Source organism: Neorhizobium sp. NPDC001467, from assembly GCF_050275975.1.
In the GTDB taxonomy this organism is placed as follows: domain Bacteria; phylum Pseudomonadota; class Alphaproteobacteria; order Rhizobiales; family Rhizobiaceae; genus Neorhizobium.
Map to the genome: position 1 here is coordinate 120,323 of NZ_JBNNPS010000008.1, position 10,391 is coordinate 130,713.

The 10,391-nt window shown below is 61.1% G+C and carries 11 protein-coding genes; 6 read left to right on the forward strand and 5 right to left on the reverse strand.

The window, feature by feature from the left end:
• Positions 1–267: 267 nt before the first annotated feature.
• Both ACQKKX_RS16150 and ACQKKX_RS16155 read left to right on the forward strand, forming a co-directional pair.
• The gene (locus ACQKKX_RS16150; protein ID WP_427572027.1) at positions 268–936 is read left to right on the forward strand and encodes a pseudouridine synthase; all 669 of its coding nucleotides are present in this window, start codon (positions 268–270) and stop codon (positions 934–936) included.
• A 9-nt stretch (positions 937–945) separates the two neighbouring features.
• The gene (locus ACQKKX_RS16155) at positions 946–1,575 is read left to right on the forward strand and encodes a class I SAM-dependent methyltransferase (protein WP_427572028.1); all 630 of its coding nucleotides are present in this window, start codon (positions 946–948) and stop codon (positions 1,573–1,575) included.
• 42 nt (positions 1,576–1,617) lie between these two features.
• On the opposite strand, the gene ACQKKX_RS16160 is transcribed toward ACQKKX_RS16155, so the two are convergent.
• From ACQKKX_RS16160 to ACQKKX_RS16175, 4 genes are all read right to left on the reverse strand, one after another.
• Entirely contained in the window at positions 1,618–2,241 is a 624-nt protein-coding gene (locus ACQKKX_RS16160) for a nucleoside triphosphate hydrolase (RefSeq protein WP_427572030.1), read from the reverse strand.
• A complete protein-coding gene (locus ACQKKX_RS16165) occupies positions 2,238–3,044 on the reverse strand; it encodes an ATP-binding cassette domain-containing protein (protein WP_427572031.1) in 807 nt (268 codons plus the stop codon). Before ACQKKX_RS16165 ends, ACQKKX_RS16160 begins: the two co-directional genes overlap by 4 nt.
• On the reverse strand, positions 3,020–4,099 hold the full coding sequence (locus ACQKKX_RS16170) for an ABC transporter permease (protein ID WP_427572032.1): 1,080 nt from the start codon (positions 4,097–4,099) through the stop codon (positions 3,020–3,022). The genes ACQKKX_RS16165 and ACQKKX_RS16170 overlap by 25 nt, the downstream gene beginning before the upstream one ends.
• Before the next feature lie 94 nt (positions 4,100–4,193).
• On the reverse strand, positions 4,194–5,219 hold the full coding sequence (locus ACQKKX_RS16175) for a sugar ABC transporter substrate-binding protein (RefSeq protein WP_427572034.1): 1,026 nt from the start codon (positions 5,217–5,219) through the stop codon (positions 4,194–4,196).
• Positions 5,220–5,429: 210 nt separating this feature from the next.
• Here ACQKKX_RS16175 and ACQKKX_RS16180 point away from each other — a divergent pair, with 210 nt between their 5' ends.
• Together ACQKKX_RS16180 and ACQKKX_RS16185 are read left to right on the forward strand one after the other, a co-directional pair.
• Positions 5,430–6,662, forward strand: a complete 1,233-nt coding sequence (locus ACQKKX_RS16180; protein ID WP_427572036.1) for an ROK family transcriptional regulator — start codon at positions 5,430–5,432, stop codon at positions 6,660–6,662.
• Positions 6,663–6,766: 104 nt separating this feature from the next.
• Complete coding sequence (locus ACQKKX_RS16185) at positions 6,767–7,954, forward strand: aminotransferase (RefSeq protein ID WP_427572038.1); 1,188 nt, start codon at positions 6,767–6,769, stop codon at positions 7,952–7,954.
• 7 nt (positions 7,955–7,961) lie between these two features.
• Here the strand turns inward: ACQKKX_RS16185 and ACQKKX_RS16190 are convergent, their stop codons facing one another.
• Positions 7,962–8,453: a hypothetical protein gene (locus tag ACQKKX_RS16190; protein WP_427572040.1), complete on the reverse strand. Its 492-nt coding sequence runs from the start codon at positions 8,451–8,453 to the stop codon at positions 7,962–7,964.
• Between the two features lie 201 nt (positions 8,454–8,654).
• On the opposite strand from ACQKKX_RS16190, the gene ACQKKX_RS16195 reads away from it, so the two are divergent.
• Entirely contained in the window at positions 8,655–9,209 is a 555-nt protein-coding gene (locus tag ACQKKX_RS16195) for a retropepsin-like aspartic protease family protein (RefSeq protein WP_427572042.1), read from the forward strand.
• Positions 9,210–9,398: 189 nt separating this feature from the next.
• The gene (gene bcsN, locus ACQKKX_RS16200) at positions 9,399–10,349 is read left to right on the forward strand and encodes a cellulose biosynthesis protein BcsN (protein WP_427572043.1); all 951 of its coding nucleotides are present in this window, start codon (positions 9,399–9,401) and stop codon (positions 10,347–10,349) included.
• Positions 10,350–10,391: the final 42 nt, after the last annotated feature.

A 10,391-nucleotide genomic window follows, 5' to 3' on the forward strand; every position in this document is an offset into this window, starting at 1 on the left:
TTAGCCGTTGTAGATTTTGGGCCGCAGGTGGTCGGCGTGAAAAAAAGGAAGGCCGGATACTGACGCCCCCGGCCGGATCCGCTCTGCAAGCGTGCCCTGCGGCACCACTTCCAGCGCGCTTTCGCCGTCCAGGTCAGAGACGTGTCTTCTCCGACTGACCGCCGCCATGCCTGCGAGCTAGAAGTGGCACGGCGGGGCGGGTGATGACCTGCGGAAATCCGCCTGCAGGGCCTGCCGTAAGGCCCCATTTGTGTTAAATGGTCGGCCATGAACGCGCTTTCCGATGTCGCTCCAATCTATAATCCGCCGCTTGAACCGTGTCTGTCGCTTCTGCATCGGGACGCGGATTTTCTCGTCTTCGACAAGCCGTCCGGACTTCTTTCCGTGCCTGGCCGTCATCCGTCGCTGTCGGACAGCCTGTTGACGCGGGCGCAAAAGAAATATCCGACGGCGCTGATCATTCACCGGCTGGACAAGGATACATCCGGCGTTGTCCTGATGTCGCGCAACCGCAAGGCTCATGCCTTCGTCGCGGCCCAGTTCGAGGCCCGTACCACCAAGAAATCCTATATCGCCGAGGTTTGGGGCCGGATCGAAGGTGAAGAAGGCTTGATCGACTTGCCGCTGGCGATTGATCCGGACAACAAGCCGAGGCACCGCGTGGACACCGATCACGGCAAGCCCGCGCAGACACGTTGGCAGGTCATCGGCTACGGCGAACATACCACCCGTCTGCGCCTGTTTCCGCTGACCGGTCGAACCCATCAGTTGCGCGTCCACATGAAGGCGGTTGGCCACGTCATCCTCGGTGACGAATTTTATGCCCATGGCGCGGCATTGGCGGCGGCGGACCGTCTGCTCCTGCACGCGGAACACTTGAGCTTCGTCCGCCCCGATGGTTCGTCTGCAAGCTTTACCGCTCCCGTTCCCTTCTAGGCACCCGACATGGCGCAGAAACTCGACACATCGTCCCTGATCGTGGATTTTGTCGGCGGTCCCGTTGGCCACCGGTTCCGATCCGGCGAAGGAAGAGGGCAACCGCTGGCAAGAGCCGCCGGGTTTTCGGCCGGTGTCACCCCGGATATCGTGGATGCGACCGCAGGTCTTGGCCGCGACGCGTTTTTCCTCGCGGCGCTCGGCGCTCACGTTACCCTCATCGAACGCTCGCCAGCCATGCATGCGCTGCTGGCCGAAGGGTTGGAGCGGGCGCACGCAGCGGGAGGACGGCATGCCGAGACGGTCGACCGCATGACGCTGATCCACGGTGATTCATGCAGCCTGCTTCCCGGCCTCAATCCCCAGGTCGTCCTGATCGATCCGATGCATCCGCCGCGCGACAAGAGCGCGTTGGTGAAGAAGGAAATGCGGATCATCCGCGACCTGGTGGGAACTGATCCGGATTCCGCCAAACTTCTGAATATCGCGCTCGAAACCGCACAACACCGCGTGGTGCTGAAATGGCCGCTGCGCGCAGAGCCGATACCGGGTGTCCGGAAACCTTCGCACCAGATTCTCGGCAAAAGCACCCGGTATGATGTCTTCGTCAATAGGCGGATCGGAGCGGCGTCACTTTAGCCGGCCGACGAGCCGGCCTGCCGGATAGCCTTTGGCTGGCGATCACTCCGTCAGCACGCAATCCGCCTGCCGGCTTTGTTCCCGCACGAGAGCTCCATTCTTCAGGTCGTTGCCCTCGGTCTTTTCGCGCGCCGCATGTTCGGGCAAGCCCAGATCCAGCCATCGGCGCATCAGTCTTGCCTCCAGCACGGCAACTGGCGGCGAGATCAGGATCGAATAGTCGAAACGGTTCGCCAGCGCTGACCAGGGAGGCCGGTCGAGGAGGAGGTAATTGCCTTCCACCAGAACGAAACGGGTCGACCGGGCGACGATACGGGCAGCCGCGATGGCAATTTCCCGGGATCTGTCGAAAACGGGGACAAGCACATCGTCATCCGCGCGTCTGACGGCGCGGACGATATCGAGGAAGCCACGCAGGTCGAACGTTTCCGGTGCGCCCTTGCGTGACAGAAGACCTTTTTCACGCAAGATGCCGTCATCCATGTGAAATCCGTCCATCGGCAGCACTGCAGCGCTTTCGCCTGTCGCTCTCAAGGCGGTGGCGAGGTCGTCAGCCAGCGTCGATTTGCCGGCACCAGGCGGTCCGGCAATCGCCACCATGAAGCGTTGCCTGTCGCCCGCGCGATCGAGCAGTGCGCGGGCGATATCGTCGGTGGTCATGGTCATGCGGCCATGGGCTCGGGTGCCTTGGCGCCGGTCATGAAGGCGACGGCATCCGACATCGTATAGTCTTTCGGATCGATGACGGTGAGCCGTTTGCCCAGCCGATGGATATGGATGCGGTCGGCTATTTCAAAAACATGCGGCATGTTGTGGGAGATCAGAACGATCGGGATGCCACGCGCGCGCACGTCGAGAATGAGTTCGAGCACGCGTCGGCTTTCCTTGACGCCGAGCGCGGCCGTGGGCTCATCAAGGATTATAACCTTCGAACCGAACGCTGCCGCGCGCGCCACCGCGACGCCCTGGCGCTGACCGCCCGAAAGCGTTTCCACCGCCTGGTTGATGTTCTGAATGGTCATTAGGCCAAGCTCGGAGAGCTTTTCACGCGCCATCCTTTCCATGGCGGCATGATCGAGCTTGCGTAGAACCTTTCCCATGAAGCCGGGTTTGCGGATTTCACGGCCCAGAAACATGTTGTCTGCGATCGAAAGGGCGGGCGACAGTGCCAGGTTCTGGTAGACGGTTTCGATGCCGGCCTTGCGGGCATCGATCGGGGAGGCGAAATGCATAAGTTCGCCATCCATGCGGATTTCGCCTTCGTCGGGCCGGATGGCCCCGGAGATCGCCTTGATCAGCGAGGATTTTCCAGCGCCATTGTCGCCGATCACGGCGAGAATTTCGCCGGGATAGAGATCGAAATCGGCATTGTCGATGGCGGTGACACGGCCATAGCGCTTGACGAGGTTGCGGCCCGTGAGAATCGGTTTGCGAGTATCGGTCATCAGCGTGAGGCCTTTCTGATCCATTGGTCTGCCGCAACGGCGACGATGATGAGGACACCGATCAGGAGATAGGTCCATTGCACGTCGGTGCCGAGCAGGCGCAGGCCGAGCGAGAAGACGCCGACGATCAGTGCGCCGAACATCATGCCCAAGATGGAGCCTCGGCCCCCGAACAGCGAGATGCCGCCGATCACCACGGCGGTGATCGATTCGATATTCGCGAACTGGCCGGCCGTCGGTGAGACAGAACCAATACGGCCGATCAACGCCCAGCCGGCCAGCGCGCAGATGACGCCGGAGATGACATAGACGGAGATCAGCATGCGCTGCACGTTGACGCCGGACAGGTCGGCCGCTTCGGGATCGTCGCCGACAGCGTAGAGATGCCGGCCCCAGGCCGTGTGGTTGAGTACATACCACAGCAGCGCCACAAGCAGGATCATGGCAATCACGCCATAGGTGAAGACGGCACCGCCGAGCCTGAAAGTTTCGCCGAAGAACTGCAGGATCGGCGCATTGACCTCGATTTCCTGGGCGCGGATGGTTTCGTTCGCCGAATAAAGGAAGTTGCTGGCAAGCACGATCTGCCACATGCCGAGCGTGACGATGAAAGGCGGCAGTTTCACCTTGGCGATCAGTACGCCATTGATGAAGCCGCAGAGCGCGCCGGTGATGAAGCCGCAGAGAATGGCGAGTTCGGGCGGCAGGCCGTAGCGGAAACTGAACTGGCCCATCACAACCGAGGACAGAACCATGATGGCGCCGACCGAAAGATCGATGCCGGCGGTCATGATCACCAGCGACTGGGCGGCGCCGACAATGCCGGTGATTGCCACTTGCTGCAGGATCAGCGTCAGCGAGAAGGCGGAGAAAAATTTGCTGCCGAGCGTCAGACCGAACAAGAAGAGTGAAACCACCAGCACGATCAGCGAAACAGCGGAGGGATTGGAATGCAGGAAGTGACGCAATTTGTGAAGGGCGGACGGCTTGTCGTGATCGAAGGATGCTACGTCCTTCGAACTGTCCGTCAGCACTTTTTCATAGTCGTGATGCGGTGCGCCGGCCACTGGCTCGCTCATATAATCCTCCCGCTGTATCGTATGCCCCGTTGAGGCAGGGTGCCGCGGCGGGCCGGCGGCTTGCACGACCGACCCGCGAATATCGCCTAGAGGCTCAGCCCCAGCATTTCCCGAGGCCTTCCTTGGTGTCGATCGACTGGATCGACGGAACGGGCTTGTCGGTGACCAGCGTCACGCCGGTGTCGAAGAAGTTCTTACCCTCGGTCGGCTTCGGCTTTTCGCCGCTGTCGGCAAATTTCTTGATCGCCTCGATACCGAGCGCTGCCATCTGCAAGGGGTACTGCTGCGAGGTAGCGCCGATGGCGCCATCGGCAACGTTCTTGACGCCCGGGCAACCGCCATCGATGGACACGATCAGCACGTCCTTTTCGCGACCGACCGATTTCAGCGCCTCGTAGGCGCCGGCAGCTGCCGGTTCGTTGATCGTATGAACGACGTTGATGGTCGGGTCCTTCTGGAGAAGGTTTTCCATGGCCGTGCGGCCGCCCTCCTCGTTTCCGTTGGTGATATCGTGACCGACGATGCGGGCATCGTCCTCATCGCCGATCCTGTTCGGGTCCTTGGGGTCGATGCCGAAACCGATCATGAAACCCTGGTCACGCAGAATATCGACGGAAGGCTGCGATGGCGTAAGGTCGAGGAAGGCCACCTTGGCGTCCTTGGCGGCATCACCCAGCGTATCCTTGGCCCACTGGCCGATCAGCTTGCCAGCCAGAAGATTGTCGGTGGCAAATGTCATGTCGGCGGCGTCGATCGGCTCCAGCGGCGTATCGAGCGCGATGACCAGCAGGCCGGCGTCGCGAGCCTTCTTCAGGTTCGGAACGATGCCCTTGGTATCGGAAGCGGTGATCAGGATGCCCTTGGCGCCATCGGCGATGCAGGTCTCGATCGCGGCGACCTGGCTTTCGCTATCGCCGTCAATCTTGCCGGCATAGGATTTGAGCGTGACGCCTAACTCCTTGGCCTTGGCGGTTGCGCCTTCCTTCATCTTGACGAAGAAGGGGTTGGTATCGGTCTTGGTGATCAGGCACGCAGAAACGTCGGCAGCCTGTGCGGGTGCTGCAAACACGACACTGAGCGCCAGCGCCCCGAATGACAGGGACAATACGGATTTTCTCATGCTCTCCTCCCAGAGACGAAGTCCGCGTCGCGGACGGGTTCGGTTTGAATGCAGGCCGGATCGAGTCCAGACGCCTCCTCCAGACATCCTGCATTCTCGCCGATCATCATCGCCAAACAACGACAGCTGTCAATAATTAATTCCGATTGAATTATTTATTCGATGCGGCCATTCTATGGGTCTTGGAATCTGATGAACTGAGGGAGCTGGATGACGACCGCCGATGGCCCGCTTGCCGGGTCCAATCCCACTGCTGGGTTTTCCGGTGGTTCCAACCAGATGCGGGTGCGCGCCTATAACGAGCGGCTTGTGCTGTCGCTGGTGCGGCTGCATGGGGCACTGTCTAAGGCGGATATTACCCGGCTCAGCGGCCTATCGGCCCAGACGGCTTCGGTCATCATGCGCGCGCTTGAAAAAGATGGGATGCTTTTGCGTGGACAGCCTTTGCGGGGCCGTGTCGGCCAACCGTCGGTGCCAATGCGGCTTAATCCAGATGCGGTCCTGTCCTTTGGAGTGAAGATCGGGCGCCGCAGTGCCGATCTGGTGCTGATGGATTTCGTCGGCAATATCCGCAAGCGCTATCACCAGGCTTACGCCTATCCGCAGCCCCACGAGATTTTGCAGATCATTACAAACGGGCTTGCCGATATCGAGGCGCAGATGAGCGCGCAGGAGCAGGCGAGGATCGCCGGTATTGGCATCGCCGCCCCGTTCGAACTGTGGAACTGGGCCGACGAGATCGGTGCCCCGGAAGGCGCAATGGAAATCTGGCACGGCGTCGATCTGCAAGCCGAAGTGGCGGCGCGTGTGGCGCATCCAGTCTATCTGCAGAACGATGCGACCAGCGCCTGCGGTGCCGAACTGGTGTTCGGTGTCGGCCCGACCTATCCGGATTTCATCTATCTGTTCATCGGGTCCTTCATCGGCGGCGGGCTGGTTCTCAATTCCAGCATTTTTTCCGGCCGAACCGGCACGGCCGGCGCAGTGGGCCCGCTGCCGGTGCGCGGCGAAGATGGTGCGAACCGGCAGCTTCTGGATATCGCCTCGATCTTCGTGCTGGAAAACATGCTGCGCGCGCGAGGCATCGATCCGCAGCCGCTATGGTATTCTGCCGATGAATGGGTCGATTTCGGCGAACCGCTGGAACTTTGGATCCAGGCAACCGCCGCCGCTCTGGCGCAGGCCATCGTCGCTGCAGCCTCTATCATCGATTTCGGCGCCGCTGTCATCGACGGCGGTTTCCCGGACTGGGTGAGAATGCGCATCGTTGCTGCAACACGAGATGCGGTCGCTCGGCTCGATCTGCGCGGCGTCCTCATTCCTGATATCATCGAAGGCAAGGTCGGGTCTCAGGCACGCGCCATCGGAGGTGCCAGCCTGCCCATTTTCGCCCGCTACCTTACAGACCAATCCGTTCTGCTGAAGAATGTCGGCGCAGTCTAAGGCTTTCAATTTGCCGGTCGCCGTTGCAGGCTGTTGCCGTTGACGGCCGCAGGCGCGTCACGCCGCGGGTCCATGACCCGACCAAGAGACATGGGGAAAAAATAATGAACGACATGACCGCGTCGCCTGCTTTCAATCCAGCCGTCAAGCAACTGGCGCCGCCGCCTATTCCCGCGGTTCAGGCCGCTCTCAAATCCTATGATGGCGGGGCCGGGCCGGTCATCGATCTGTCGCAGGCCGTTCCCGGCTACGCGCCGCATGCCGATCTTGTGCGCTGGCTGGGTGAAACAGCCGGGCGCGCCGATCTTTATGGATATGGTCCGATCGAGGGTGAGGACGTCTTGCGAACGGCATTGGCCTCCGATCTCCAAGCAGCATATGGCGCCGAACTCCGTGCGGCTGAAGTGCAAATCACCGCTGGCGCAAACCAGGCATTCTTTGCCGTCGCCCTGGCGCTGCTGCGACCGGGTGACGAGGTCATCCTGATCCGTCCCTACTATTTCAACCACGAAATGACGCTGCGCATGCTGGGTGTCGACGTGAAGATCGTCGATGCCGATCCTCAAGCCGGCTTCGTTCCCTCGCTTGCCACTGTCGAAGCCTCCATCAGCGCGCGCACGCGCGCCGTCTTTGTCGTCACGCCCAACAATCCCACGGGAGCCGTCTATCCGACCGCATTCCTCGACGCGCTTTATGATTGCTGTCATTCGCGCGGCGTCTTCGTCATCGCTGACGAAACCTATCGCGATTTCCTGCCGGCCGGTTTCGGCGCGCCGCATGCTCTTTTTTCCAAGCCCAACTGGCACGACAGCTTCATTCACCTCTACAGCTTCTCGAAAGTATTCTGCATCCCCGGTCACAGACTGGGGGCGATCGTCTGCGGGCCGAAGGTCATGGAGCAGTTGCAGAAGGTGATGGATAATCTGCAGATTTGCGCGCCGCGTCCGGCGCAGTACGCGGTGGCAAAGGCCCTTGAAACCTTGAGCGCATGGCGACGAGCGAACACCTCGATCATCGACGAACGGCGACAGGCGTTTCATCAGGCCATAGATCGCCGCGCAGGATGGTCGATTGTGTCGATCGGCGCCTATTTCGCCTATCTGCGCCATCCCTTCCCCGGTCGCGAGGCCACCGGCGTGACGCAGTGGATGGCTGCGGAATTCGGCATCCTCATGCTGCCCGGTACGTGTTTCGGCGATAACCAGCAGGATTTCGTTCGGGCTGCTTTCGCCAATGTCGGTGTCGATGCCATCCGCGCTCTGGAGACACGCCTGCCGCTCGCGCGCGGATGACGGAGGCTTATCCTGGCTGATCCTGTTGCTGCAGCCAGGTTTCAAGCGCGGCGATGATCGCCAGCCTCAAGCTGGCCTTTTTGGCAAGGGCGCGGGTGAGCGACCGGCTATCGAGGGGGAAGCCGATTTCGGCCATGACGTCGGCAGGCAGCAGTTTGCGTCGTGTCATGATGGCTTCGATCCGCCGGATCGTTTGCGGCAGGAGGTAGCGGCCATTGGCGATCAGTGGTCCGTGGCCTTCCGCCATCGCGACGGCGGTGTCGCTCGAAGCGGCGCGCACCCCGATCTTCGTCAGAAACTGCTCGCGTTGCCGTGCATCCGCCTTGCCCCATGTCTTGAGCAGTTTGTCGAGCGGGTCGGGCTTGTGCGCCAGTCCGGCCCTCACCAGCGCCTTCTTCAAAGAAGGGATGCGGCCGCATATCAGATCCGCATGGATGCCGGGAAAATCGGATTTCAATCTCTCCAAGGCTCTCGACTGGCGTTTGCGCGTCTTCGGCATAGATGCTCCATCGGTTCTGGCGCCTTGTGCTTTTTCTCGTCCGCAATCGCGCGCGTCTATCCGTTAAAGGTCCCGCCGGCCGGATGCCACCGCAAATCCATGTGTCTGGTCGGCAGGCGTCAACGCTTCCTTAACGTTTCAGCGCTTATGGCCGAATCTACGGCCCGCATGAGGCGGGATCAAAAGGAAGGATTCCTTGCCATGCTCACACGCGTGATCGTGTCGGCAAGTCTTGCGATATTTGTCGCCAGCCAGGCGCCGGCAATGCTGGACGCCGGTGCGAATGCCAATCCAAGTACCACCTCACGTGCCAGGCACCCGGAATGGACCGAGGCCAATGCCGCGCCGTCCGGAAACCAGATCCCGTCGATCTTGCGAAAAGAGGCCGGACGCGTTACTGTGAAGGCAAGCGCAGAGGGCCATTTCACAGGCCTGTTCTCGACCAATGGCCACACACTGACGGGCATCATCGACACCGGTGCAACCTTCGTGGCACTCGGTGAGGCCGTTGCGCGAAACCTTGGGGTTGATGCGCAAGACATTCGTTACGACCACACCGTCGCGACCGCCGCCGGCGATATCAAAGCCGCGCGCGTGACCCTGCCAAGCCTTACGGTCGGTAACATTTCGCTCAAGAATGTCGAGGCGCTCGTCATCGGCAATGATGCCTTGCCTGACATACTGATCGGCATGAGTTTTCTTGGCCGCCTATCCTCCTATGCAGTGGAAGGAAATACGATGAAACTCGTGCAATAAATCGCTGCCGAAAGATCGCCGAGGGGCTATCTCAGCAATTCTTGGATTAGCGTTAACGACTGGTTAACAAATTGTTTTCTAAAACGCTAATATTGTCGGGGGCGGGTGCGCGAATCAGTCGTCAGCCCGCTGCACGGAACCGAACCTTTTGATTGCGGCTGCTTTATGAAATCGATTGCAACGACGATTATGTTGACCGTGACCCTTACGGGGTGCAGTTCCACCGCAGGGGTTACGCGGTTTCAGGCAACGCGTGCGGTATCTTCCACCGAGGCGCTGATTTTTCCACCGCCCGGAGGCCCAGCCGTTGCAGCGGTGGTGGAGCGGCGCTACCGCAACGGGATCGAGCAGGATATCGCGCTGCGCACGCAGTCTTCCGTGCCCGGTCAGAATTCGATCAAGGTGCGGTTCATCGGTCCCGCCATCGAGGGGACGAATACCGACAAGACCCTGTCATCGGCCCGGCTGACAGAGGCAACCATCGCACGGGAAATGCGCAGCGAAATACCGGGCATCGCCATGGCGCGAAATGGCAGCTATCTGCAAAACAATTACGGCGCTTTCAGCTATGCCACAGGCCAGAGCCGAAATGGCGATACCTGCGTCTATGGCTGGCAGCAGATCCGTTCCAGCGCGGATGCCCGCAATACGTTTCACCATCTCGGCGTCATTCAGATGCGGCTGCGACTCTGCGATGCGGAGCGGTCCCAAGAAGCGCTGCTTGCGACAATGTACGGCTACACGATCAACGGTTCCTTCACCGGCTGGCAGTGGAACCCGTATGGCCGGCCCGACAGCGCTGATCCGAACCTCGGTCGGCCGGGTCATCCCATCTACCCTGCCGCCGCCGCGATCGACCATTATGCCGCACCGCTCGGCTACGAGCCGCAACCCGCTATGCGCCGCGTTGCCGTGAGCGCGCCCGCACGGCCGCGTCCGACCCCTGCCCCGCAGCCCGCCCGTAACGCTCCGCCAGCGGCATCGATCACGCCGACCGGGCCGTTGGTGCCGACGCCGCCGGTTGGACAGGGCACGGCCGGCAGCGCTGCCGCAACCGGATACCCCTCGGCGCCGACTGCAAATGCCATACGTGTGCCGGGTCCAGATTGTGCCGCCGGCGGCAATGGTCGCTGCCCATGAACCGAAACGCTTAAACGACCGATGAACAAACCGGATCGGATT